Origin of the sequence: Mesorhizobium sp. M0217, from assembly GCF_040321955.1 — a bacterium.
In the GTDB taxonomy this organism is placed as follows: domain Bacteria; phylum Pseudomonadota; class Alphaproteobacteria; order Rhizobiales; family Rhizobiaceae; genus Mesorhizobium.
This window is the reverse complement of sequence record NZ_JAMYSN010000001.1, coordinates 371,099-393,452: the sequence shown is the minus strand read 5'-3', so window position 1 is coordinate 393,452 and position 22,354 is coordinate 371,099. Positions and strand designations below refer to the sequence as shown.

28 protein-coding genes and 1 pseudogene are annotated in these 22,354 nt (G+C 60.3%); 13 read left to right on the top strand and 16 right to left on the bottom strand.

What is annotated here, in order from left to right:
* The 5 genes from NKJ18_RS02015 to NKJ18_RS01995 are packed head-to-tail and all read right to left on the bottom strand — an operon-like array spanning position 1 to position 5,701.
* On the bottom strand, positions 1-1,434 hold the full coding sequence (locus NKJ18_RS02015; protein ID WP_023711041.1) for an NAD(P)/FAD-dependent oxidoreductase: 1,434 nt from the start codon (positions 1,432-1,434) through the stop codon (positions 1-3).
* A complete protein-coding gene (locus tag NKJ18_RS02010) occupies positions 1,434-2,612 on the bottom strand; it encodes a M20 aminoacylase family protein (protein ID WP_352757742.1) in 1,179 nt (392 codons plus the stop codon). The genes NKJ18_RS02015 and NKJ18_RS02010 overlap by 1 nt, the downstream gene beginning before the upstream one ends.
* Positions 2,609-3,418, bottom strand: a complete 810-nt coding sequence (locus NKJ18_RS02005) for an ABC transporter permease (RefSeq protein WP_050588602.1) — start codon at positions 3,416-3,418, stop codon at positions 2,609-2,611. Before NKJ18_RS02005 ends, NKJ18_RS02010 begins: the two co-directional genes overlap by 4 nt.
* Positions 3,415-4,614, bottom strand: coding sequence for an ABC transporter permease (locus tag NKJ18_RS02000; protein ID WP_023817327.1), 1,200 nt, complete (start codon positions 4,612-4,614; stop codon positions 3,415-3,417). Before NKJ18_RS02000 ends, NKJ18_RS02005 begins: the two co-directional genes overlap by 4 nt.
* Before the next feature lie 31 nt (positions 4,615-4,645).
* Positions 4,646-5,701 (bottom strand): ABC transporter substrate-binding protein, encoded by a 1,056-nt coding sequence (locus NKJ18_RS01995; RefSeq protein WP_023696855.1) that lies wholly within the window; start codon positions 5,699-5,701, stop codon positions 4,646-4,648.
* Positions 5,702-5,822: 121 nt separating this feature from the next.
* Here NKJ18_RS01995 and NKJ18_RS01990 point away from each other — a divergent pair, with 121 nt between their 5' ends.
* The 5 genes from NKJ18_RS01990 (at position 5,823) to NKJ18_RS01970 (ending at position 10,391) form a co-directional block, all read left to right on the top strand.
* Positions 5,823-7,157 carry an aspartate aminotransferase family protein gene (locus tag NKJ18_RS01990; protein ID WP_023711045.1) on the top strand — a complete coding sequence of 445 codons (1,335 nt, stop codon included), beginning with the start codon at positions 5,823-5,825 and terminating at the stop codon, positions 7,155-7,157.
* Between the two features lie 71 nt (positions 7,158-7,228).
* Entirely contained in the window at positions 7,229-7,894 is a 666-nt protein-coding gene (locus tag NKJ18_RS01985) for a GntR family transcriptional regulator (RefSeq protein WP_352757741.1), read from the top strand.
* Entirely contained in the window at positions 7,894-9,000 is a 1,107-nt protein-coding gene (locus tag NKJ18_RS01980) for an ABC transporter ATP-binding protein (RefSeq protein ID WP_031192955.1), read from the top strand. The genes NKJ18_RS01985 and NKJ18_RS01980 overlap by 1 nt, the downstream gene beginning before the upstream one ends.
* Positions 9,001-9,030: 30 nt before the next feature.
* On the top strand, positions 9,031-9,966 hold the full coding sequence (gene kce / locus NKJ18_RS01975; protein ID WP_352757740.1) for a 3,5-dioxohexanoate:acetyl-CoA acetone transferase: 936 nt from the start codon (positions 9,031-9,033) through the stop codon (positions 9,964-9,966).
* 41 nt (positions 9,967-10,007) lie between these two features.
* Entirely contained in the window at positions 10,008-10,391 is a 384-nt protein-coding gene (locus NKJ18_RS01970) for an acyl-CoA thioesterase (protein ID WP_081740607.1), read from the top strand.
* A gap of 832 nt (positions 10,392-11,223) precedes the next feature.
* On the opposite strand, the gene NKJ18_RS01965 is transcribed toward NKJ18_RS01970, so the two are convergent.
* On the bottom strand, positions 11,224-11,562 hold the full coding sequence (locus NKJ18_RS01965; RefSeq protein WP_196813676.1) for a zinc-binding dehydrogenase: 339 nt from the start codon (positions 11,560-11,562) through the stop codon (positions 11,224-11,226).
* Positions 11,490-11,777 (bottom strand): MDR/zinc-dependent alcohol dehydrogenase-like family protein, encoded by a 288-nt coding sequence (locus NKJ18_RS01960; protein ID WP_023711051.1) that lies wholly within the window; start codon positions 11,775-11,777, stop codon positions 11,490-11,492. The genes NKJ18_RS01965 and NKJ18_RS01960 overlap by 73 nt, the downstream gene beginning before the upstream one ends.
* Positions 11,778-12,376: 599 nt before the next feature.
* Here NKJ18_RS01960 and NKJ18_RS01955 point away from each other — a divergent pair.
* From NKJ18_RS01955 to NKJ18_RS01945, 3 genes are all read left to right on the top strand, one after another.
* Positions 12,377-12,649, top strand: a complete 273-nt coding sequence (locus NKJ18_RS01955; RefSeq protein ID WP_031199198.1) for a 2Fe-2S iron-sulfur cluster-binding protein — start codon at positions 12,377-12,379, stop codon at positions 12,647-12,649.
* Between the two features lie 106 nt (positions 12,650-12,755).
* Complete coding sequence (locus NKJ18_RS01950; protein ID WP_023711053.1) at positions 12,756-12,956, top strand: hypothetical protein; 201 nt, start codon at positions 12,756-12,758, stop codon at positions 12,954-12,956.
* A gap of 86 nt (positions 12,957-13,042) precedes the next feature.
* The gene (locus NKJ18_RS01945) at positions 13,043-13,234 is read left to right on the top strand and encodes a hypothetical protein (protein WP_031192958.1); all 192 of its coding nucleotides are present in this window, start codon (positions 13,043-13,045) and stop codon (positions 13,232-13,234) included.
* 89 nt (positions 13,235-13,323) lie between these two features.
* Here the strand turns inward: NKJ18_RS01945 and NKJ18_RS01940 are convergent, their stop codons facing one another.
* From NKJ18_RS01940 to NKJ18_RS01920, 5 genes are all read right to left on the bottom strand, one after another.
* Positions 13,324-15,327 (bottom strand): acyltransferase family protein, encoded by a 2,004-nt coding sequence (locus NKJ18_RS01940; RefSeq protein WP_023711055.1) that lies wholly within the window; start codon positions 15,325-15,327, stop codon positions 13,324-13,326.
* A gap of 180 nt (positions 15,328-15,507) precedes the next feature.
* A complete protein-coding gene (locus NKJ18_RS01935) occupies positions 15,508-15,879 on the bottom strand; it encodes a DUF1515 family protein (RefSeq protein WP_352757739.1) in 372 nt (123 codons plus the stop codon).
* A gap of 205 nt (positions 15,880-16,084) precedes the next feature.
* Entirely contained in the window at positions 16,085-16,327 is a 243-nt protein-coding gene (locus NKJ18_RS01930; protein ID WP_023711057.1) for a hypothetical protein, read from the bottom strand.
* A 116-nt stretch (positions 16,328-16,443) separates the two neighbouring features.
* Positions 16,444-16,764 carry a hypothetical protein gene (locus NKJ18_RS01925; RefSeq protein ID WP_050588604.1) on the bottom strand — a complete coding sequence of 107 codons (321 nt, stop codon included), beginning with the start codon at positions 16,762-16,764 and terminating at the stop codon, positions 16,444-16,446.
* 25 nt (positions 16,765-16,789) lie between these two features.
* Complete coding sequence (locus tag NKJ18_RS01920; protein WP_050588605.1) at positions 16,790-17,254, bottom strand: glycosyl hydrolase 108 family protein; 465 nt, start codon at positions 17,252-17,254, stop codon at positions 16,790-16,792.
* Between the two features lie 68 nt (positions 17,255-17,322).
* Between NKJ18_RS01920 and NKJ18_RS32980 the strand changes: the two genes are divergently transcribed.
* Both NKJ18_RS32980 and NKJ18_RS01910 read left to right on the top strand, forming a co-directional pair.
* Positions 17,323-17,889, top strand: coding sequence for a CatB-related O-acetyltransferase (locus NKJ18_RS32980; protein WP_023711059.1), 567 nt, complete (start codon positions 17,323-17,325; stop codon positions 17,887-17,889).
* Positions 17,886-18,671, top strand: coding sequence for a hypothetical protein (locus NKJ18_RS01910; RefSeq protein ID WP_023711060.1), 786 nt, complete (start codon positions 17,886-17,888; stop codon positions 18,669-18,671). The genes NKJ18_RS32980 and NKJ18_RS01910 overlap by 4 nt, the downstream gene beginning before the upstream one ends.
* Here NKJ18_RS01910 and NKJ18_RS01905 read toward each other — a convergent pair.
* Entirely contained in the window at positions 18,655-19,017 is a 363-nt protein-coding gene (locus NKJ18_RS01905) for a hypothetical protein (RefSeq protein WP_023711061.1), read from the bottom strand. The genes NKJ18_RS01910 and NKJ18_RS01905 overlap by 17 nt on opposite strands.
* Before the next feature lie 280 nt (positions 19,018-19,297).
* Here NKJ18_RS01905 and NKJ18_RS01900 point away from each other — a divergent pair.
* The 3 genes and pseudogenes from NKJ18_RS01900 to NKJ18_RS01890 all read left to right on the top strand — a co-directional run.
* A pseudogene (locus NKJ18_RS01900) lies at positions 19,298-19,761 on the top strand (iron-containing alcohol dehydrogenase); the annotation flags it as partial.
* Entirely contained in the window at positions 19,735-20,202 is a 468-nt protein-coding gene (locus NKJ18_RS01895; RefSeq protein WP_352757876.1) for an iron-containing alcohol dehydrogenase, read from the top strand. The pseudogene NKJ18_RS01900 and the gene NKJ18_RS01895, both read left to right, overlap by 27 nt.
* Positions 20,175-20,378: an arginase family protein gene (locus NKJ18_RS01890; RefSeq protein WP_352757875.1), complete on the top strand. Its 204-nt coding sequence runs from the start codon at positions 20,175-20,177 to the stop codon at positions 20,376-20,378. Before NKJ18_RS01895 ends, NKJ18_RS01890 begins: the two co-directional genes overlap by 28 nt.
* Here NKJ18_RS01890 and NKJ18_RS01885 read toward each other — a convergent pair.
* The 3 genes from NKJ18_RS01885 to NKJ18_RS01875 form a co-directional block, all read right to left on the bottom strand.
* Positions 20,317-20,496 carry a hypothetical protein gene (locus tag NKJ18_RS01885; protein ID WP_198025470.1) on the bottom strand — a complete coding sequence of 60 codons (180 nt, stop codon included), beginning with the start codon at positions 20,494-20,496 and terminating at the stop codon, positions 20,317-20,319. The two genes, NKJ18_RS01890 and NKJ18_RS01885, sit on opposite strands and share 62 nt — an antisense overlap.
* Before the next feature lie 393 nt (positions 20,497-20,889).
* Positions 20,890-21,582, bottom strand: coding sequence for an amino acid ABC transporter permease (locus tag NKJ18_RS01880; protein WP_023669865.1), 693 nt, complete (start codon positions 21,580-21,582; stop codon positions 20,890-20,892).
* Between the two features lie 17 nt (positions 21,583-21,599).
* Positions 21,600-22,316, bottom strand: a complete 717-nt coding sequence (locus NKJ18_RS01875) for an amino acid ABC transporter permease (protein WP_023703916.1) — start codon at positions 22,314-22,316, stop codon at positions 21,600-21,602.
* Positions 22,317-22,354: the final 38 nt, after the last annotated feature.

The following is a 22,354-nucleotide window of genomic DNA, read 5'->3' as shown; positions in this document are numbered from 1 at the left end:
TTATCCTTTCCTTGCGCGGAGGTTGGCTTTCGAAGGGGTGACGCCGGACGGGGCCAGTCCCGCGAGCCATCTGGTCAAGAGGTCGGGTTTTCGGCCGGCATGTTCGAGATCGTCGCGCCGCCGCACCGCGCCGCGAACGAAATGCGCGCCGACGAACCGGAATGGTTCGGATGGGAAGCCTCGCGTCACTGGGCGCACGAGCGCCGAATGGGTGAGCTCGGATTCGCCGCCGGTCAACAGGCCGGCCAGGATCTTGCCGCCGAGATAGGCCATCGTCGTGCCGTTGCCGGAGAAGCCGTAGCCGTAGACGATGTCGCGGTTGGCGGGCAGGGCGCCGAACAGTGGCACGCCGCTGACGGTCCGATCGATCGGGCCGTTCCATGATGTATCGAGCGGAAAGTCGGCGAGCGCCGGGTGACCGTCCCGCAACGCGCGGCGCATGTCGGCGACCCGTGGCGATAGACCATGAAACCGCCTGTCGACGATGCCGCCGAGGCCGATGACGCCCCCACTGACGCCGACAGACAGCCGACCATCGCGCGTCGGTGACCAACCGCCGACGAAAACGCGGGAATCGATCATCAGCGGCGCGCGGCGGTAGCCAATCTTGTCGAGAAGGTCTGGAATGGGTTTTGACATGGCGTCGTCGCTGGAGATGTTGAAGATTGCCGGCGCCAGTTCTCGAATGGCGCCGGACCATGCATTCATGGCAAGCACGATCTTGCCGCAAGACACAGTGCCTCTCCCCGTCTCCACCTTGAGCGTGCCGTCGCGCGAAAACCGCGTCATCGGCGACTTTTCATAGATGCGCACGCCGCGTGTTAGTGCTGCCCGGCGCAGGCCGCGCACGAGGAAACCGGGATGCACGGTTGCCGACGACGCATCGAACGCGCCGCCGAGGTGGCTCGTCGTGCCGGCCATCGCTGCGATCTCGTCGCGCGAAACTCGTCGCGCCGGCACGTAGCCATGCGCCGCCAGCTTGTTCAACGCGTCGTCCCAGGCGCCAAGCTGGGCTTCGCACGTCGCACCCCAGATCCAGCCGATCCGATCAAACCAGCTGTCTATTCCCTCGGCCTTGCAGAAAGCCTCGATGCCGCCGATTGCGGCTTCGGATGCCTTGATGATCGAAAGTGCATCGTTTCCGTCGCGCAGCGCGGCGAGCGCGCTGTATTTCGTCCATGCCGAGAGCACCATGCCGGAGTTGCGGCCGCTCGGGCCACCGCCGCAAATGTCACGCTCGACGATGACAACATCGAAGGCGGGATTGTGCTCCTTGAGGCGTATAGCGGTCCACAAGCCCAGATAGCCGCCGCCGACGATGCAGATGTCAGCCTGGGTCGCCTCTTCGAGCGGAGGCGCAAGGTCTGGGTCCTCGGGCAGGGCCTGCCGCAGCCAATGGCTTCGCCAGACGATGTCCTTTTCCGTCAGTTGCATCACGATGCGCCTCTGGCTGATAGGCGGCGCTCCACGAGCCTGACCCAAAGGCTCGCGCCAATCGGCAGGATTGCGTCGTTGAAATCGTAGTTGGTGTCGTGAGCCGCGGCCTGGTGCGCATCGTCGGCCTGGCCGAGCAGGAAATAGCAGCCGGGCCGCTGTTCCAGCATGTAGCAGAAATCTTCAGAACCCATCTCGGGAGGCGGATCGATGACGAGACTTGCCGGTCCCATCACTTCGTTCACAATCGCGATCATCGCGTCGGCTTGCGCCGCAGTGTTTATCGTCGGTGCGAAGGGCGTTTCGTAGCGGATGTCGACGCCGGCGCCAAAAGCTTCAGCTTCGTTTTTCGCGATGCGGCGGATTGCCGTCTCCAGCGTCTTTTGAATCTGGTGGTCGAAGGTGCGCACGGTGCCGGTCAGAAACGCCGTATCGGGGATGGTGTTGAAGGCTTCGCCTGCGCGCAGGCTGCCAACGGTGACGATTGCGGGAGAATGCACATCGGTGACGCGGCCGGGCAGGGCTTCGATTGCCAGCAGGATGCGCGCGGCGATGGGGAGTGGATTGATCGCCAGATGCGGCATCGCCGCATGGCCGCCCCTTCCGTAGACGACGATCTCGAAGCGATCGGCCGCCGCGGCCACCGTTCCGCGGTGGACGGCGATCTCGCCGAGCGGCCGTTCGCAATTGTGCAGCGCGTAGACTTCATCGCAGGGGAAACGCTCGAAAAGGCCGTCGTTCAGCATGGCAAGCGCCCCACCTCGACCCTCCTCGGCCGGCTGGAAGATGAAATGCACCGTGCCGGCGAAGTCGGGCGAGCGAACAAGCGCCGAGGCTGCGCCGAGCAGCATAGTGGTATGGCCGTCATGGCCGCAGCCATGCATCCGCCCGGGGGTGCGGGACGCATGCGCCAGCGGCCGTGCCTCAGTCATCGGCAGGGCATCCATGTCGGCGCGGATGCCAAGGCTGCGACCAGCGCCGAGCCTGCCCCTGAGCGTGCCGACGACACCTGTGCGTCCGACGCCTTCGTTCGTCTCGATGCCCCACGCGCGCAGTTTGTCCGCCACGAAACGCGCCGTCTCGAACTCTTCGAAACCGAGCTCGGGATTGGCATGGAGATGCCGCCGCCACGCCGTCATCTCGGTCTCGAGTTGCTGCACCGACGGAACCAGTTTCATGCCGATGCCTCTGCGCGGAGAGTTTGCGAACGGCTCTGCAGGATGGCGATGACCCCAAGCAGGATCGCCGAGAAAGCGATCAGCAGCACGGCGACGGCCGCGATGGCAGGGCTGATGGACTCGCGAACCCCGGAGAATATCATGCGGGGCAAGGTTCGCTCCGCGCCCGTCGAGAGGAAGCTTGCGACGACGACTTCGTCGAAAGAAATGATGAAGGCGATGATGGCCCCTGTAACGACGCCCGGCGCTATCAGCGGCAGCACCACCTTGAAGAAGGTGCGCATGGTGCCGGCGCCGAGCGATGCCGCCGCACGAACCAGCGTCCGGTCGAAGGTCGAAAGGCTGGCGACGACGGTCGTCAGCATCACAGGAACGGCCATCGCCGTATGCACCAGAATGATCGATAGCTTGTTGCCAACGAGTCCCAGCGTGGCGAAGAATGAAAAGGCCGCGACGCCGACGATGACGACCGGCGTCACCAAAGGCGCGGCGATTATTGCGTAGAGGATTCGCTTGCCGGCAAAATCGCCCCAGGCGAGCCCGATCGCCGCCGGTATGCCGAGCAGCAAAGCCAGAACCGTGGTGGATAGCCCGATGACGACCGAGTTCCACAGCGCGTTCGGCCAGCGCTGGTCGACCCACAGTTCGGCATACCAGCGCAGCGACCAGCCCGGCGTTGGAAATGCCAGCGAATTGCTCGAGGTCAGCGACATGGGGACCACGATCAGCAGGGGCAGGATGATGAAAGCCAGCAACGTCGCCGCATAGGCATACATCAGCCATTTCCGGAAGCGGTCGGCGCTCATGCGACATGCGCCTTGCTGCGGAAGAGGACGGATGCCGTCCAGAACAGGAACGCAAACAATACGAGGATCATCAGCAGTTGCAGGGAAAGCGCTGCGCCCATGCCCCAGTTCAGCGTGCTGTTGGTGTAGAAGGCTATGTAGCTGGAGATCATCTGGTCTGTCGGCCCGCCGACAAGCGTCGGGGTGATGTAATAGCCGAGCGCGAAGACAAAAACGATCGCCCCGCCGGACAGGATCCCGGGCAGGATCAACGGCAACTGCACGCGGCGCCACGCCGTGAGCCACGGCGCACCCAACGACAGCGCCGCGCGCATGTAGGTGGTCGGAACCCGCCGCATGACGGCGACGACGGAGAGGACCATCATGGGCAGCAGAACCTGAACCATCGCCAGGTACAGCGAAAAGCGGGTGTAGATGAGGTCGAGGGGTTCGCTGACGATACCCAATCCGAGCAGTGTGGAATTCACGGGACCGTTCTTCTGCAGCACGATGATCCAGATGACGGTGCGCACCAGCAGCGATGTCCAGAGCGGAAACAGGATCAGCGCGAACATCAGCTTCGACCAGGCAGGCGGCGCGCTGACGATCGCCTGCGCCAGCGGCACGGCGAGCACCGCGCAGATGACCGTCACCACCATGCTGATCCAGATCGTACGCAGCAGCGCGTCGACGAAGATGGCGCGGTCGGCCGAAACGGCTTCGATCGAATTGTCCGCGCCGCGCTTCAGGTCGAGGCTCGCAAGCAGATAATAGTCCGTTCGCGCGCTTTGCTGACGCGCTATGACCTGCCAGAGATCGATGTTTTTCCAGCCGGCCTGTTTGGCGAGCACCTCGTCGCGCACGGGGCGCATGCCGAGCTTGCCGTCGGCCGCATCCTTTGCCGTCTTGATGACGAGGAAACGGCTACCGACAACGCGCTGGTTCACGAGTTGCGCCAGGACGCCTTCCTTCCCGGCGCGCCGCGCGTCGGCCAGGTCCTCGACGAGTGCTGCAAAGACGGGTTCGCCAGGCAGGCCGCTCTCTGCTTTCCAGCCGGCCAGAGCGGCAATGGTGCGCGGCAGGTTGTTCGAGAAATCCGAGTTGTCGACGGCCAGAGCCAGGAAGCGCGCCAGCGGCCACAGAAACAGAATGACGACGAATAATATAAGCGGAGCCGCCAACAGGGCGAGCATGCCGCCCCGTTGGCGTCGCTTCATAGCCGGTTTTGTCCCGACCAGCATGCCCAAGTTACTTCGCGAGCCAGGCCTTGAAGCGTTCTTCCAGCGCTTCCTTGTGCTCGGTCCAGAAGTCGTTGTCATAGGCGGCGCCGTACTGGAGGTGCTCCGGCGACGTCGGCAGGTTGGCCTTCCAGTCCGCGGGAATGAGGTCGGCGGCTTCCTTGCGACCGGTGCCATAGGCATAGAGCTTGGAGAAGCCGGCCTGATTTTCAGGGATGGAGAACCACTTGAGGAGATCCAGCCCGCCTTGCTGGTGCGGTGCGCCCTTCACCACGGCCCAGTAGTCGGTGCCGTAGAAGAAGCCGGCGTCCCATGCGATGGCGTAAGGCTTCTTCTCGTTGATGGCTTCGTTGGTGATGCGTGCATTGAACGCGTCGCTGAGCGTCACTTCGCCGCTGTCCAGGTTCTGGATGCCCTGCGTCGTGGTGGACCACCAGACGACGTTCGGCTTGATCTTGTCGAGCATGGCGAAAGCCCGGTCGACGCCTTCCGGCGTGGCCAGCACCTTGTACATGTCCTCGCGTTTCACGCCGTCGGCCATCAGCGCATTTTCCAGTGTGAACTGCGCTTGCTGGTAGAGGCCGCGCTTTCCTGGAAATTTCTCGACGTTCCAGAAGTCCGCCCAACTCTTTGGCGCGGCGTCGCCCTTATAGACATCCGTGTTGTAGGCAAGAACCGTTGCCCATGTGTCGGACGCGACACCGCATTCATGCAGGGTGCCTGGGAGATAATTCGCCGCGTCGCCGGTGATCTCGGGCGTCAGCGGGACGAACAGGCCTTCTGCGCAGCCGACTTCCATGGCGGGCGCTTCCACCGAGACGACGTCGTAGGTAATGTTGCCCGCCTGCACCTGGGCACGCACCTTGGCGACCTCGCCGCCCCACTCTTCCATGATGATCGGGACGCCCGTCTTTTCGGTATACTTGTCCCAGACTCCATCCTTGTAGGCCTTGTCCCATGTACCACCCCAGCCGACCACCGTGACGGGATCGGCCGCGGACGCGGCAAAAGTGGAGGTCGCGAGGCAGATCGCGGCGGCAGATACGGCTTGCAGATAAGTCCTCATCGCAGTTCCCCTTTCTTATCATTGTAGATTTGATCAAATTTCAAACGCAAAATGGATTGATTTGCAACAGGAATTTGCGATAGGGTGCAAGAAAATTAAAAAGACAAGGGAATTTGATCGAATGCTGCAAGGCACTAGAGACGTGCGCGCCAATGTCAGTCTCGCTGCTGTTCTGGACGAGGCGCGACAGTGTTTCGCTGACGCCAACCCGAACAGCCTGGCGCGCCAGAACGAGGCCGCGGCATCGTTGCCGGGCGGCAATACGAGGGCTGTACTTTGGTACCCGCCATTCCCTGTTTCGTTCGTCTCCGGCGAGGGCTGCAGGGTCACCGATCTCGACGGCCATACCTATGTCGATCTGGTCTCGGAATACAGCGCCGGCTTCTACGGCCACTCCGACAAGGCGATTTCGGCGGCCCTTGTGGACGTCATACAGGGCGGCATCATGCTGGGTGCACCCAACCGCTACGAGGCGCGCCTGGCAGCGGCGGTGGTCGAGCGTTTTCCAGCCATCGAGCGCGTGCGCTTCTGCAACTCGGGCACCGAGGCGAACATCATGGCGATTTCCGCCGCTCGCGCCATCACGAAGCGTTCGAAGATACTCGCCTTCCGGGAAGGCTATCACGGCGGCGTACTGACTTTTGCGCATGGCGGCTCACCGCTCAATTTGCCTTTCCCCTTTGTCTTCGCCGACTACAACGATAGTGCAGACGCCGTGGCGCTCATCAAGGAACAGGGCGACGAGCTTGCCGCCGTCATCGTCGAACCGATGATGGGCGGCGGCGGCTGCATCCCGGCGACCCGCGAGTTCCTGCAGGCGCTGCGCACAGCGACGAAGGAGACCGGCGCGCTGCTGATCTTCGACGAGGTCATGACCTCGCGCCTCGACTATCGAGCGCTCCATGGCGCGCACGGAATTTTTCCCGATTTCGTGACGCTCGGAAAGTACATCGGCGGCGGTGCGAGTTTTGGCGCATTCGGTGGACGCGCCGACCTCGTCGACCGCTTCGATCCGGCTTTGCCTGGTGCGTTCTCGCATGGCGGGACGTTCAACAACAATATTCTCAGCATGGCTGCTGGTTTCACCGGTCTGACGCAGGTGCTGACGCAAGAGGCGAGCCGCGCCATCAATGCGCGCGGCGATCGCTTGCGTGAAGCGATGAACGTCTCACTTGAACGACATGGCGTCGAGGGCATCGTCATAGGGCGCGGGTCGTTGATGAACCTGCATTTCGTCAGGGGGCCGGTGGACACGCCGGCGCGGCTCGACGATGCCGATCCATCGGTGATTGCGCTGTGGCATATCGAGATGCTGTTGCGAGGGTATTACGTGACGCCGCGCGGCATGCTGGCGTTGTCACTGCCATTTGGCGACGCCGAACTCGACGGCTTCGCCGCCGCATTCGACGATTTCCTGTCGAGCAACCTCAAAATACTGCCCCGCCGGACAAACTGATGCTCGATCGCAAGGATGCCACCGCCGGCTCGGCCGCGCAAAAGACAGCTCATGTTCGTGTCCATACGGGCTTGAAGGAAGCACTGATGAACGGTGACTTCCTGCCCGGCCAAAGACTGGTCGTGCGACAGCTTGCCGAACAGTACCGGACCAGCGCCATGCCGGTGCGCGAGGCCTTGCGGCAACTCGTCAGCGACGAGGCGATGTTCGACCACCCAAACCGGGGCGTCATCGTCCCCGAGGCCACGGTGGCGCGTATTTCGGATCTCGTGCGTGTGCGCTGCAGCGTCGAAGGGACGGCGGCCGAATGGGCTGCGACGACCATCACGCCCGAAGAACTCGATGAATTGGCGAAGCTGAACAGCCTGATGCGCGAGTGCGTCGAGAGCAACGTCATGGCTAACTATCTCGGCCTGAACAGGCGCTTCCATTTCACGATGTACCATGCCGCGCGGTCACCTCTCATCCAGCAGATCATCGAGAAATTGTGGCTGCAGGCAGGACCGTTCTTGAACATCGTCCGCTCGGACGTGACCTACGGCCTGGGCCTGGACCATCACGACGAAATGCTCGCGGCGCTGCGTCGCGCCGATGGCGCGGCTGCGCGCAAGGCCCTGGTGGCCGATCTGCGCGAGGCCGCCGACATCATTCTTCGCGCCGCGGCGGCGGCTGAGGCGCAGCCTGCTCGAAAGCGCCCGACTTCGGTGCGCCGTGATCCGAAGGCGCAGGCGCGGTGATGGGCGGATCTCCGCGTGGGCCGGTTCACGTCGAGTTTCGCGGCGTCAGCAAGCGCTACGGGCATGCGGTCCAGGCGGTGCGCCAGCTCGACCTGGAAATCGTGCGCGGCGAATTCCTGACGCTGCTAGGCCCTTCCGGGTCCGGCAAGACGACGGCGTTGATGATGCTGGCAGGATTCGAAGATACGACCGAGGGCGAAATTCTCATTGACGGTCAGCGCATCGACAACGTTCCCGCCAATCGTCGCGGCATCGGCATGGTGTTCCAGAACTACGCGCTTTTCCCGCACATGACGGTCGCCGAAAATCTGGCTTTCCCGCTCGAGGTCCGCAAACTTGGCCGCGAGGAGGTCAGGCGACGTGTCGGGAACGTTCTCGACATGGTCCAGTTGCCCGAATTCGGCAATCGGCGGCCAGCGCAGCTTTCGGGCGGGCAGCAACAACGTGTGGCGGTTGCCCGCGCCCTGATTTTCGAACCGCATCTTGTCTTGATGGACGAACCGCTTGGCGCCCTCGACAAGCAGCTGCGCGAGCAGATGCAGTTCGAGATCAAGGATATTCACGCCCGGCTGGGCGTGACCTTCGTCTACGTCACGCACGACCAGACTGAAGCGCTAACCATGTCGGACCGCATCGCGGTGTTCAGCGCCGGCCGCATCGAGCAACTGTCGACGCCGCGCGAACTGTACGAGCGTCCCGCGGCGAGCTTTGTCGCAAGCTTCATCGGTGAGAACAACCGCATGTTCGGCGCCGTGCTGGCCGGAAGCGAGGATGGCGGCGTATACGTCCGTCTCGACGACGGCGACGTTGTGTTGAACGCCATGTCCTGCGGTGCTGCGCTTTCTGCGGGTGTCAGGGTGACGCTGTCGATAAGGCCCGAGCGCCTGTCCGTTCTGCAGGACGGCGTCACGGCGCTCAACGAGATTCCGGCGACGGTCGTTCAATCAATCTACGTCGGCGATCATGTCCGGCTCGTCGCCGCGACCGCGAGCGGCCAGAAATTCATCGTCAAGCTTGCTACTTCGTCGTCTCAGCCGAAGCTCGATCCGGGTACGGCGATCCGGCTGGGCTGTGGCCGCGAGGATTGCCTCGCGCTCGATCGATAACACCAAAAGGCAGACAAGGGAGACCCGATCATGAAGAAATCGCCGAAAGTCGTCATCACCTGTGCGGTCACCGGATCGATTCACACGCCGACCATGAGCCCCTATCTGCCGATAACGCCTACCGAGATCGTCGACGCGGCTGTCGGCGCAGCCGAAGCTGGCGCCTCGGTGATCCATCTGCATGCCCGCGACCCCGAGACGGGCAAGCCGACCCCCGATCCTAAGCTCTTCATGGACTTCCTGCCGCGCATCAAACAGCAGACCAACGCCGTGATGAACATCTCTACCGGCGGCGGCCTCAAGATGACGCTCGACGAGCGTCTCGAAGCCGCCCATGCCGCCAAGCCCGAACTCTGCTCGCTCAACATGGGGTCGATGAATTTCGCCTTGCATCACATCGCGCCGAAATACACCGACTGGAAGCACGACTGGGAGAAGGGCTACCTGGAAGATACCAAGAAGGGCATCGTCTCCAACACGTTCGAGCAGATCGAGCGCATCATTGTCGAGGTCGGCCAGGCCTATGGCACCAAGTTCGAGTTCGAGTGCTATGATGTCAGTCACCTCTACACGCTGGCGCACTTTCTCGACCGCAAGCTGCTGAAGCCGCCGCTTTTCGTCCAGACGATCTTCGGACTTCTGGGCGGAATCGGCGCCGACGCCGAAGACATGATGCACATGCGCAGGACGGCGGACAGGCTGTTCGGAGACGACTATCTCTGGTCGATCCTTGCCGCCGGCAAGCACCAGATGAACCTCTGCACGATGGGTGCGATCATGGGTGGCAATGTGCGTGTCGGGCTGGAAGACAGTCTCTATATCGGCAAGGGCGCGCTTGCCAAGAGCAATGCCGAGCAGGTCGCCAAGATCAAGCGCATCCTTGGCGAACTGTCGCTTGAAATCGCAAGCCCCGACGAAGCCCGCCAGTTGCTGGATCTCAAGGGCGGAAACGAGGTCGGGTTTTGACGCCCCCGATTGAAACCTATGTCGGCGTCGTCCATCCTTGGATGTGTGACGCGATGGGCCATCTCAACGTCCGTCACTACGTCGCTATGTTCGACGACGCCAGTTTCCAGCTGCTTGGCAGGATCGCCGATCCCCGTTTGACGCCGACGCTCGGCTGGGCGGATGTGAGGATGGAGATCGACTACGTGCACGAAACCGAGGTGGGAACTCTGATCACCGTTCGCACCGTTATAGAAAAGCTTGGGAAGTCGTCGCTGACCTATCTGCATGAAATGCGCGGCACGCTGGACGATGTGCTGCATGCACGCATGCGCACCGTAACGGTGCGCTTCGATCTTCAAGCGCGGAGCAAGATCGAGATCGAAGGCGAAGCCCGACAGGCGTGCGCGAAACTCCCGAGGGGTGAAGTCGATACGCGTGGGTGACGGCGAGAATGTCTGAGGGCATCGTTAGCGGCATTGGCGTGACTTGAGCGAGATGCTCTAGGTCGCGGAAGGCTTCTACTCGCCATAGGAAGGGCAAAATATAGCCGCTATTGCACAGACACCGCATTGGGCGGCCGCCACAATCGGGCCATTGCGTACGATAGCGGGGTTGAAGTGGTAGCGGGACATCGCAAGACCTACTACTGAGGGGGGCGCTCTTTGCTATCGTCAGCCAGGGTGACGGCAAGTCGGTGTCGAGCGTCACGACGTTGAAAACCACGACTTGTCTCAATGATGGACCGGACGGACAGTTGAGCAAAATCAAATAATTACGGGAGATCGTGTGCAAAACTGCACACGCCTCGACCAGCCACAGCACAGCGGTTTTGAGCGAGCGCTCGACCGCGTCGCCGAGCTCATCGTGGCGGGAGGCGACCATGGCGAGGCATGTGCTCCCGCCATACGACCATTTGGAGCCCGCCCTGGAGGATCATCGAGCAAAGGAACAACGCCTCGCCGCAGTGCGCCAGCGTGTCATACAATCCCAGGATCGAACGGCAACACGATCTTCCAGGCCGATGTCAGCGACCGTCCGTGATGCATACTTAGGGGATTTGGGGAATAATCACAGCAGGACCGGATAGCTCGCGCGCTTCGAGGGCCCGATGCAGGTCTTGAACCTGGGTCCACTCGAACCGGGAGTAGGAATTGGTATCGGACATTCCGTCCGACATGGCCTTAAACAGGTTGGCGGCGTTCTCCCGAAATTGCGCCGCTGCCGCGTTGTGCGGAAAAATGGAAGGCCTCGTCAGGAAGAGACGGCCTCTGCGGTTCAAGAGTTCCGGATCGATCGCCGGAGCCGGTCCGGATGCCATGCCAAGACAATGACAGTTCCGAAAGGGGTGGCCAGATCCAGCGAAGACAGGAATGTGTCTTTGCCTATTGAATCCAAAACTGCGTCGACCTTGGTACCTCCGGTCCATTCGACAATTTCGTCCTCCCAGCCTTTTCTGGAATAGTTGACAGCGAACGCACATCCGTTGGCTTTCGCCAACGAACATTTCTCGTCCGATCCGACCGCCCCAATGACGGTTGCCGCTAGCTTACTGGCCCAACTCGCCAGGATGGAGCCGACACCGCCGGGAGGGGCGCAGGAGCACCAGATGCCCATTCCACGGGGAACGTCTTTTGTATCAGATACTGCGCCGTCAGACCTTTGAAGAAGTGGGCGGCGATCACTTCGTCCGAAAGACCATCGGGAACGGCAACCAGCTTCTCGGCGTTGACGGTCCTGAATGTCGCGTAGGCTCCTGTGCCCGCGCTCATATATGCGACCCGATCGCCGATCTTGAACTCCTCTACTGAGGAATCCAGATCCTCAACCACTCCCACTGCCTCATGTCCCAGGCCAGTATTCAAGAGAAGCGCGCTATGCCCTTGCGTTGCGATATATCGATAAAATTGAAGCCTATGGCAATTGCCGAATGGTCACTTCTCCACGGCCGGGTGGCCCCAACTCCAAGTCAGCAAAGTGCATGACCTCCGGGGGCCATGGTGTCTATCCGAACAACTTGAGCGTTGGGCATTGGAAATTTCTCCTGTCGTCATCGACCGAGATGGGCATCCGGCCTTTTGCCGGGTCATCGCGGACGTATACGAATGTCGCGACCTCTTGCCGGCAGGCCATCATGATTGTGCGAACCAATATTTGGTTTCGGCACTGAAGGGCTGGGCCACGTCGCTCCTTGAAAGACCCGAGTACCGGCAGGCCGACAGCTTGATCAAGTTCGGGCAAAAAGTCCTGTCACGTGTTGCGACCGCTCAGTCATCTGCGCCGGCGCAAGCCTGCATCGGTTAAAGCGAAACCTTGCTTCGCATTGTTCAAATTGCGTTCAGTCGCGACGTCGGCTCTTGCTCAGCAGGGGCGCCGAGTTTGTTGCGCGTCCCTACGAATTGAATCTGCCTGCCAATACTGGATCGTGGAGATGTCCTACAAACTGATCGTGCAGCAATTTGCGGACGAGATCGCCGTACTAGACGGCGAAACAATTCTCGAAGCGGCGATGCGCACCGGGCACTACTGTCCTTCGGACTGCAGAAACGGAGTTTGCGGCGAGTGCAAATGCGCTCTCATCTCCGGTTCCGTGGACATGAAGCAGTACCTGGATGTCGCTCTGAACGAGGATGAGAAGCAACAGGGTTATATTCTCGGCTGCCGCTCGATGCTGCGAAAGCGATTGCGAAATTGCCCTGCTTGAGCGGGAAGAACGCGTGCGCTGGCGACAAGCGTCGCCCGATGGGCACGAGCCGCTAACAAAAAAGCGCCCCATGAGACCAAACGGCCTCTCCATCGCAGGTACGAAAATGGAAAAGAAGCAGAACTTTCACAGCTTTGTGTTGATACCGATGCTCGGCAGCGTCGGCGGTGAAGGCTCCGTTCTAGCCGCTTACCCGGATATGACGGCGATGCAGCAGATCGGTCATCTCCTGTTCGAGCACATCCATCCGCCATCACGTCGCGGCACTGAGTTACCCAGCCGCGATCCGCTGACCCCAACGGTATGAACCCGGACCATCTTTGTTATTGAAAACCCGCTTTCGGCGGGCGTATAAAACTCGACGTTACCATTGCTTTTTGTAGGGAGGCTGTGATGGATAACGTGATACCAATCCGCAAAGTATTGCCTTGCGTGGAAGTCGTCGAAGCCTGCGGCGAATGGTCCGTTCGTGTGGCCGAGGAAGACCAGGAAATTACCCGATCATTCGTGATTGAATCATTCGCGCTGTCCTTCGCAGAAGGCCAACGGATACGCCTGCATCTCGACAAGTTCGTTCGCCTGTAAGAACGATCTCATTCCCGGCAGGTGATGTGGCACGAGAAACCGGATCACCTGCCGCTAGAATTCGACCAATGAGCGCCGGCCGCCCTCAGCTAATTGATTGCCGCGTCGATGCGTTTGCCGAAAATGTCGGCCATTGAGCGGGAATACGTGGCGGTCAGGTGATCGGTGTCGCGCCAGACAAAAACATTGCCGATGACCGCAGGGCAAATGTTGCCCGGGCATACAATGTCGCTGAAGTCGACGAGCGGCACATGCGGGTAGAGGCGCTGGGCAACTACCACGGGATCCCGATCACGTGCCGATTTATATGGAACAGAGCAGTGGCCGTCCCGAGCCATGCACCGCTCCGGGTTCGTTCCCCAAGCTGGTGTGTCGGCTATTACCACCACCTTAATGCCCAATGCCTCAATGCTGCGCCATAGCTGCACCAACGTATCGCTCACGGGCACTTGGCTTCCGTCGTCGGGATAAGCACGTAAAACGTCTCTCTGCCCGAAAATGATGATGTCTGGCCTTTGTTGTCGAATAATTCGCAGCATATGCTGACCCCAGGTCAGGCAATCTGGAAACGGACGGTCGCTGTCAGACATCATGATCATGGTAGGAAATAGCGGGCATCCGGGCTTGGTAAAACTCTCCGCATTCCAACCTCGATCCGACGCCGCCACCTGAAACGCCGGAAGCCAGTGCTCTGCGTGCGAATCGCCAACCAGGAACACCTTGAGCCGCCCATTTGGATCGCCAACCTGGCAACCGACAGGTTCGCCGTTTTCGCGAGGCGGGCGGCAGCTGTCCGTTTGTGGCTTATCCTGCTTTATTGTCGGCAGCGAAGGAGCATAGGCCGCTACGGTCGGCACCGGCCTGTTGGTGAACAAGGACCTAGCCCCTGGATAGTCATTCGGGTTGTCCGAGATCAATGCTTGTTGCCGGGCGATTTCTATCGAGACAGCGCAAAATGCGATTAGAGGCACCAAAGGAACCGGGGCAAAAACGGCCAGCCACTCGACCAGTCGGGGGCGTGATCGCAACGATGCGCGGTGGCGGAAACGGTCCTCGACATGAACCTTGGTGATGGCGGCTAGACCGACGCTTGCTGCAAGGATGGCCAGGCCGCCCCAAAGGCCGATCGCTTCGCCACTTTGCTGGGTGAAAAAAACGATGATTGGCCAATGCCAAAGATAGAGCGAGTAAGAGATGTCGCCGAGGAATTGGAACGGTCGTGACTTGAGCAAAGCAAAGGCGCTGAACGACGACTGGCTTTGACCAGAGACGATCACCAACGCGGTCCCAACGGTCGGCAACAGCGCCGCATAGCCGGGGAAGGGTGTCTTGGTCGAGAACAGAAAGGCGGCTGCGAGAATCGAGCCGACGCCGGCAAACCCAAGCAATCGCCGCGCTCGTACCCCGATCCGTGTGTCGGCTGACTCCGGCACCATGGCACACAGCAGAGCGCCGAGCGCCAGCTCCCACATGCGGGTGTGAGTGACGAAATACGCCCGCGCCGGGTCAACAAGCGTGAGCCATACGGAGGTGGCAAGCGAGGCGATGAAGATTGCGCCTAGCACGGCGGCCAGCAAGGGTCGCCAAGGCCTGTGGACTTTTCGTGAAAGCCACAGGAGGCCGATGATCAGCCCCGGCCAGACAACGTAGAATTGTTCTTCGATCGACAGCGACCAGTAATGTTGGACCGGGCTCGGCGCGCTCGTCATCGCCAGGTAATCAATCGCCTTCGCTGCGAGCCGCCAGTTCTCCAATTGAAAGGCGCTGTGCACCAGTTCATTCGTGCCGTCCCTCCATAGCGCGGAGGGTAGATAGAGCGGGGTCGCCAAGCCCACCAGCAGAAGGACAAGCATCGCGGCAGGCAAGAGGCGCCGCGCCCGGCGAACATAGAAACCAAGTAGGTCCATTCTTCCGGTGTCCTCCACCTCCCGCAGCAGGACGCCGGTGATCAAGAAACCAGAAATGACAAAAAACACGTCAACGCCGACATAGCCGCCGGGGGCCAGCCACGGCCAGACATGGAACAAAGCGACTGAGCAGACAGCGATAGCACGCAGCCCCTGGATCTCAGGCCGGAAATTCGACTTGCTCAAATACTTGCTTCCGGTTGCTGCTAGGCTCGCGCTTATACAGAATGAACGAATGGAACAAGTAGCCCCCAATAACAACCTCAGCACTCAATTTGGCATCGGTTGGGACCAGAAAAGCGAAAAGCCCCGGACACCGTGAGGCGCCGGGGCGAAGTCGGATAGTTGGTTTCATGTCGTCGCCAATCAGCCGCCGCGCAGCGCCCACCAGATATCAGACCAGTACGCGGTGACAAGGGAGGCTAGCGCCGCCGCAGCCATGCCTGTTACGCCGAGAGCACCGAGCCCCATCAGTTTCCACCGGGTGACCTCCGCTGTCACGGCCTTCACCTCAGTCATGTCTTCACTGAGGGATTTCACTGCGCCTTCGGTCTGGGAAAGACGCTCCACCAACTCGTCGGTCTTGGCGTACATCTTCGATCGGCTGGCGGCGGCGCGCTGTTCGGATTGCTCGTAGCTCAGCGCGGCCCGGGCGTCGCTATCTTTGATATCGCGCCGGATTTCGGTGACGTCCCGCTGGACACCCTCCAAAGCGGCGACGAGGCCGCCTACCATCATCTCCAGGCTCTTCGTCGCCGAGTTGGCATGTCAGGCTTTCCATGCGCACAGCTTGGCGCCCTTTTCGTTTGGGCCAAGACCTGGCTCACCTCGCCGTCTGAAAGCGCCGCGATTGCTTCGGCGGACAGGCGGATCGGGTGCTCGACCGCGCAAAACGAGCCGCCTATCGTCGTGCAGCCGGCAATCGCGACGAGCACCGCAAGGGCTATTGCTTTGGTGACCATTTGCCCAGCCTCCCCCGGTTGTCGTCCGGCGCGCGACCGGCGACGGCATCATCGATCTCGTCGGCTTGGGTTGCGGCGATCACGTTGGCCGCCGCCTGCTTGTTGCGTTCGGCCTTGGCGCCGGCAAGCCGCTGTTGAAAGCCGAAGCCAAGCGCGCCGATGATGGTCGCGCCAAAGGCAAGCACGGTTGGGTTGTTCAGGAGCCATGCGATGACCGCGCTCATAGCGGCCACCAGAACCGGACGGCAAACCCGGCGCTGAGGACCAGGCTGATAGCGCCGACGGTGCGCAGCAGGCGATCGAACGCCGGGATGAGCAGTTCGCGAAAGCCTTCCATCACTCAGCAACCTCCGCCTTGATCTGGCGCACCGCCGCGACGATCTGGGAGCGCAGCAAGAGCAAGATCAGGATGAAGACGATGAGGACGCCGCCGCCCGCAGAACGGCCTTCCAGTCATGCCGGCAAGCCAGCCAAGCCCAAGCGCGCCGGAACCGAAGAGGCCGGTCAACCAGGACAGGAAGCCGGATTTCTCCTTGACCTTCTGCGCCACCCTATCGGGAACAACAGGCTTCGGCACCTCCACCGGCACCTCAACCCTGATCTGCGGCGGCGATGCAGGCAGTGCGGAGATCAGCATGGCATCGCGACGCACGGCTGCCATGCGGCCGTCCAGCCCTTGCCAAAGGTCAGCCAAAGGAGCTTGCCGGTCTCTTGTTCTTGGCCCGCCTCATGAAGCCGAGACGCGCATCACAATAGGCGTCGATGATGACGCCGGCAGGCTTGGCGCCGATCGCCTTGAGGCTGTCCGGTCCTAGTCGGCCGTCGACCCTCGCGCCGGCCACGCGCTGGAGGTATTCTGCGGCTCGCTTTGGACCCGAATTGAGCGCGAAATCGAAGGCGGGATAGTCGACGCCGGCCGGAAGCTCCGAGCCGTGCACCGCATCCCAAAACTGGCGGCGATAGACCGTTGCAAGCTGGGTATCGGTGATAGCCTTCAGGTCGGCCTTGGTGCCGCTGGGCTTGATATAGGCGCGGAAGGTCTCCAGCGCCACACCTTTCGTGGTGGCGCCGCCAGGATCGGCCGGATTGTCCGACCAGAGCCCTTCCGATTTGAGAACGAGCGCGAGCGCCCGCACGAAATTGCGGTCCATGGGTAAGCCTCTTGAGGTTGCATTTGAAAGAAGGTAACCGCTATTTTGCGGCCAGGGCGGGATGTCTAATGTCTGTATTCTCTAAATGGTTCAAAGACGCGCGCGCGAAACTGCCCGATAATGTGTCGGTTGGCCGCCACACTTATGGCGTCACTTGGCGGAAGGTGCTTTTTCCGACTAATGAAGCCCCTCTAAATGTGGGTAGCTTCTGCTCTGTTGCTGGCCAAGTGCTGTTCATGTGCACCGGCCAACACCAGACGAAGAGTGCCACTTCATTCCCGATCTATAGCCGCGTCCTGAAGCAGCCTGAGCCTTTACCCAACGCTGGCAAGCCTGGGGGCATCACGATCGGCAACGATGTTTGGATTGGCCACGGTGCCATTATATTGCCAGGCGTGACAGTCGGCGACGGCGCTGTTGTGGGTGCCGGCTCCGTCGTCACCAAGTCTGTCGAGCCCTATGCGATAGTGGCCGGCAATCGCGCGCAAGTTATCCGCAGCCGGTTCCCTGCTGATACCGTTGCGCAATTGCTGGAAATACAGTGGTGGTTGTGGGACGACGATAAGATCAAGAGCGAGGCAGCTACTCTCAGCGGTCCGATCGAGACTTTCATCGCAAAGCACGCCACTCGATGAGGGACATCTTCGGTTACATCGCGTATGGCGAAAACGAATTGTACCATCGCGGCGCGTTGCTGAGCGCACTCAAGCTTTTGTATCATTGTCCAGAAGCAAAGATCATTGTTGCGACGGACAGGCCCGAATTGTTTGTCGACTATCCCATGGAGACGTTGCTTCTGACTGACATGCAGAAAGAGGCTTGGTCCTTCAGCGGTCAATATCATTTTGGCATCAAGGCCCGGGCGTTGATCAAACTCCTGAGGATGACCGACCGCCTCATTTTTATGGACTCAGACCACTACCCAGCGGGATTTCTATCTCATGCCTCCGAAGGCATTTCGCCTAAGCATTCAGTGATGCGACGCCTAGAGAAACCCCACAAATGGACGCCTGTGCTGGAAGGGGAAGGCCTTAGGATCGGCGAACATGTTATCACGGGCCGCGAACCTATGTGGCAAAGCGGCATTCTCGGATTGCATCGAGACAATCTTCCCGCTCTGATGGACGCGTATCCACCGATGCTTGCTGTCCATCAGATATCGAAAATTGACGCTGCGGAGCAGTTCTGCATCGGCATAGCCTTGTCCTTGGGGGGGCGGACGATCAGCCCGCATAAGCTCAAGATCAGGGACTATAATACACGAGGGAAGAAGGCGTTCGCAGAATCTCGTGTACATCGCTTCTTCTATGCATACGCTGCTGAGCCCGTTGCACGGCAAATCGTCGAGGCTGGCCGATATCGAATGTGGCGGACGCCGGTGGACATCATTCGTCAAAAACTCAAGGCGCGAGGATGACCGCAGGATCGAGCCCAAGAGCATGGACTAGTCCGACAGCGTCAGGATCGTCACTATAGACTTCTGGCCGATCCGGCGCGGACCAGCGGGCAAAATAGATTGGATTGCCCGTCAGCGCGGCATAGGCCTGCGCCATCTTGCCCGCGTCGATGATGCGAGCCTGTACAACCGATTCCAGGACCATGCGACGCACGGAAGGAACGGCACTCCACGCCTTGCCGCCCCAGACCTGGCGCGCATCTTCCGGTGCTTCTGGCATCTCGGTGCCATTTTCAGGCAACTTGACGTCTGCACCGTCAAAGCCGCCGAGATAGACGCCATCCGCGTCGACGAAGAATTTGGTCATATTTGCTGATCCCTTTACTCAGAATTTGTAATTGGTGTATGCCTTCGCCAAGCATGGTTATCGCCGTGAGGCAGAGATGTTTTATTTGGGGTTGGCGATCGGCTTTGCGTTGGGCATCGTAGCAATGTCAGCTGCCGTTTATTATTGGACGCACCACGATGATCTTGCGATCAGGCGGGGGGAAGAGCATTAGCCGCATAGGCCTTCCGCCGGCCAATGGCGGGCCCGCTACGATGGACGGAAGACGCATGCTCGGCGCAAGCCGAGGCCCCGCAATACGCCGTTCGTCACCGTCCCGACCACGGCCGGAACGGGCTTCGATGTGGGACGCGGTGCGATAATCACCGACGAGGCCACGCACACCAAGAACGTGGTGTTCCATCACCTGATGAGGCCAAGGTTGTCGTCGGGGACCCCGAACTGATCGTAGGCATGCCTCCGCTCATCACTGTCGGAACTGGGATGGACGCGCTCGCGCACTGCATCGAGGCGTTGTCGAGCGCCTACTATCATCCGATGTGCGACGCGATCGCCATCGAAGGTGTGCGCTTGATCTTCGAAAACCTTCCGAAGGCGTATTCGAATCCGAATGACGTCGAGGCCCATGGTGACCTGATCAGCGCTGCTGCGATGGGTGCTGTCGCCTTTCCGAAAGGGATGGGCGCCGTCCACGCACTCTCGCATCCGGTCGGCGCGCTCTACGACACACATCACGGTATGACCAATGGCGTTTTCCTGCCCTATGAGAAGACGCATGCAGGGACGACCCCCCGGGACAAGCACGTGGAGGACGGTGTGCGCATGTTTCGAGGTGGGAAGCATGACGGTGTAGTCGCGTTCGGCGGCGGGTCGGCGCTGGACACCGGCAAGACGATCGGCTTCATGGCGCGCATCAGAAGGGCATATTGTGGGATTACGACTTCCTCAACGGATATCGGGATCGCGCCGATCCATCCGCGATGGCGCCTCTCAGGACCGGATTGGCTCGTACATCGGGAAACACCGCCGCCTCCATCGCGCGGTGCATCCAGATTTGCGTGGGTGTATTCGACGGCGCCCGGATACGGCGTAGCGCATGGGATTCCGAGAACAACAATCGGCATCAAGGTCCTCGAGATTGTTACACGCCGCGACGAAGTTCGGCCGGACCCCAGGAAATCGCCGATGCAAAAGCTTGGGGCGTAAGGTTCTTTTCGGCGCAGACCGTCCGTCAAAAAGGCATTCAGCCGATCCTGGATGCCATTCCTTCGGAGTCTAATGTCCACATAAACCTCGACTTCGACGGGCTCGACCCATCAATCATGCCTGCTGAATTTTGTTCCCGCCGGGCGGGGTGTTGTACTGGGAGGTCGTGGATCTGATGAAAGGTGTTGCGGCGAAAGCAACGATATGCAGCATCGCGGCCGTGGAATTTGTTCCGTCGAAAGATCCGGACGGCAATTCCGCATTGACCGCGGGGCGGATCATATCATTGGCCATCGGCTCCATCCTGAAGAAAACATCGGTTTAGACGTCGGGCGGAACCACCGCGTCTGGTCGCAACAAAAAGCCGAGGTAAACATCCCACCCCGCAAGGTAGAGGGCTGTCCGGTCGCGGGCTTCATTGGCGCACAAGGATCGCAGGCTTTTTGCTAGACATGTTCCGACGCGGCCCAGCCAGGATTGAGGTTTGGCGCGTCCGGCGCGATCGGTGCTTCAGTCGGCATGAAGCCAGTCAGCAGCGACAAACGATGCTTATCAACCAAACGCATGAAACTCAACGGTATAGACATCGGCTACTTGGGTTTCTCCTTAAGCTTTTCATCCCCGAAAGAATTGCCTCCCAGGTGCGGCTCGATATCCGAAGCTTGACGATTCTATCCCACATCCGCCTTACGTCCGCACCCTCAGCGCCTGCTCCAGCCTGTCGGCAATCTGTGTGACGATATAGGCAATCACCATGTAGATCACGACGGCAATCACGAAGGCTTCGAGGTAGTAGTAGTTCAGGGCGGCGGTCAGCTGGGACTGGGCGAAGATATCGACGACCTCGATGGCGAATCCGAGAGAAAGCGCCTTCATGATGACCATCATCGAAGTCGTCAGGTCGGGAATTGCGGTGAGGGCCACCTGGGGAAACAGGATACGTCGAAACAATTGGCCGCCCGTATAGCCGAGCGAATGGGCCGCGTCCGACTGACCGGTGTCGAATGCATTCAGGGCTCCCTTGATAATCTCTGATTGGAACGCGGCGACACAGCCGGTAATCGCAACGACAAGAATGACCCAATTGGGGGTTTCGTGAGCGTTGAAGTTGATCCCGAGCAACGAGAACAGGAACTGGAATGCGGGCGGCAGACCGAAATAGGCGAGGAAAATCACGATGACCATTGGAACGCCCTTGAAGACGATCTTGTAAGTCATGATGAGCTCTCGCAGAACCGGCACCCGTCTGTATTCGATCAGCGCGAATATGCTGCCGACTATCGTCGACAGGACGAAAATCAAGAGTGCCATTCCAACGGTCACGGGTACGGCACTCAGAATTTCCTGCGTGTCCTGGAGCAAAATATCGGTATCAAACATGGTTGAATACCCTTACGTCAGACGCTCGCGAGGAGCTCGTTCTTGATCGGAGTTGTTGTCGTTGCCTCTGGCGCTTGCATCGGTGATCGAAGCTCGAAGAAGCGCACGATGAGCCATGCGACCAGGCACATCAGCGAATAGATGACCGCCAGAACGAGGTAGGTTTCGAACTGGAACTGGTTGTAGTCGCGCTCCATGATCAAATGCGCAGTCGCCATGACGTCGGCGGCGCCGATGTACATGACCAGCGCAACGTTATGGATCAGATAGATGACGGAGTTCCCGTAGCCCGGTAGTGCGAAGTGCACCGCTTGCGGGCCGACGACGCGAGTAATTTTCTGCCGGAACGTATATCCAAGGCTATCGGCCGCATCGTGCTGGCCGCGATCGACGGCAAGATATGCAGGCCGCATGACTTCCGACAGATATCCTCCATGGTAGAGGCTCAACCCCACCATGGCAGCCATCGTCGGCGAAATAAAATCTTTGGCGCCGAACAGGATCACCAACAGCGGAAGCCCATAAAACGCGACGAACAGCTGCAGGACGACAGGAACACTCCGGGCATAGGACACGTAGAGGTCCACCAGGTGACTGATCAGTGGCACCCTGCGAACCCGGAGTGTTGTCGCGATGAGAGCCAGACAGAACCCGGAAATGAGGGCCGTAAACGTGATGGCGAGCGTCAGCGGCAGTGCCGAGAGCAACTCGGGAATCATAGCAGATACATCCACTTTGAAACGCTCCTTCTTGCAATTCAACCTTGCCGCTG

Bases quoted from the DNA above. Each gene is read 5' to 3' on its own strand.
- NKJ18_RS01980 (WP_031192955.1), top strand. From the start codon at position 7,894: ATGGGCGGATCTCCGCGTGGGCCGGTTCACGTCGAGTTTCGCGGCGTC.
- NKJ18_RS01935 (WP_352757739.1), bottom strand. From the start codon at position 15,879: ATGATGGTAGGCGGCCTCGTCGCCGCTTTGGAGGGTGTCCAGCGGGAC.
- NKJ18_RS01910 (WP_023711060.1), top strand. From the start codon at position 17,886: ATGAGGGACATCTTCGGTTACATCGCGTATGGCGAAAACGAATTGTAC.
- NKJ18_RS01995 (WP_023696855.1), bottom strand. From the start codon at position 5,701: ATGAGGACTTATCTGCAAGCCGTATCTGCCGCCGCGATCTGCCTCGCG.
- NKJ18_RS02005 (WP_050588602.1), bottom strand. From the start codon at position 3,418: ATGAGCGCCGACCGCTTCCGGAAATGGCTGATGTATGCCTATGCGGCG.
- NKJ18_RS01970 (WP_081740607.1), top strand. From the start codon at position 10,008: ATGTGTGACGCGATGGGCCATCTCAACGTCCGTCACTACGTCGCTATG.
- NKJ18_RS01930 (WP_023711057.1), bottom strand. From the start codon at position 16,327: ATGAGCGCGGTCATCGCATGGCTCCTGAACAACCCAACCGTGCTTGCC.
- NKJ18_RS01950 (WP_023711053.1), top strand. From the start codon at position 12,756: ATGGAAAAGAAGCAGAACTTTCACAGCTTTGTGTTGATACCGATGCTC.
- NKJ18_RS01905 (WP_023711061.1), bottom strand. From the start codon at position 19,017: ATGACCAAATTCTTCGTCGACGCGGATGGCGTCTATCTCGGCGGCTTT.
- NKJ18_RS02015 (WP_023711041.1), bottom strand. From the start codon at position 1,434: ATGCAACTGACGGAAAAGGACATCGTCTGGCGAAGCCATTGGCTGCGG.
- NKJ18_RS02000 (WP_023817327.1), bottom strand. From the start codon at position 4,614: ATGAAGCGACGCCAACGGGGCGGCATGCTCGCCCTGTTGGCGGCTCCG.
- NKJ18_RS01925 (WP_050588604.1), bottom strand. From the start codon at position 16,764: ATGGCAGCCGTGCGTCGCGATGCCATGCTGATCTCCGCACTGCCTGCA.
- NKJ18_RS01965 (WP_196813676.1), bottom strand. From the start codon at position 11,562: ATGGGCATCTGGTGCTCCTGCGCCCCTCCCGGCGGTGTCGGCTCCATC.
- NKJ18_RS01895 (WP_352757876.1), top strand. From the start codon at position 19,735: ATGACCAATGGCGTTTTCCTGCCCTATGAGAAGACGCATGCAGGGACG.
- NKJ18_RS32980 (WP_023711059.1), top strand. From the start codon at position 17,323: ATGTCTGTATTCTCTAAATGGTTCAAAGACGCGCGCGCGAAACTGCCC.
- kce (WP_352757740.1), top strand. From the start codon at position 9,031: ATGAAGAAATCGCCGAAAGTCGTCATCACCTGTGCGGTCACCGGATCG.
- NKJ18_RS01990 (WP_023711045.1), top strand. From the start codon at position 5,823: ATGCTGCAAGGCACTAGAGACGTGCGCGCCAATGTCAGTCTCGCTGCT.
- NKJ18_RS01920 (WP_050588605.1), bottom strand. From the start codon at position 17,254: ATGGACCGCAATTTCGTGCGGGCGCTCGCGCTCGTTCTCAAATCGGAA.
- NKJ18_RS01880 (WP_023669865.1), bottom strand. From the start codon at position 21,582: ATGTTTGATACCGATATTTTGCTCCAGGACACGCAGGAAATTCTGAGT.
- NKJ18_RS01885 (WP_198025470.1), bottom strand. From the start codon at position 20,496: ATGGCCAATGATATGATCCGCCCCGCGGTCAATGCGGAATTGCCGTCC.
- NKJ18_RS02010 (WP_352757742.1), bottom strand. From the start codon at position 2,612: ATGAAACTGGTTCCGTCGGTGCAGCAACTCGAGACCGAGATGACGGCG.
- NKJ18_RS01955 (WP_031199198.1), top strand. From the start codon at position 12,377: ATGTCCTACAAACTGATCGTGCAGCAATTTGCGGACGAGATCGCCGTA.
- NKJ18_RS01945 (WP_031192958.1), top strand. From the start codon at position 13,043: ATGGATAACGTGATACCAATCCGCAAAGTATTGCCTTGCGTGGAAGTC.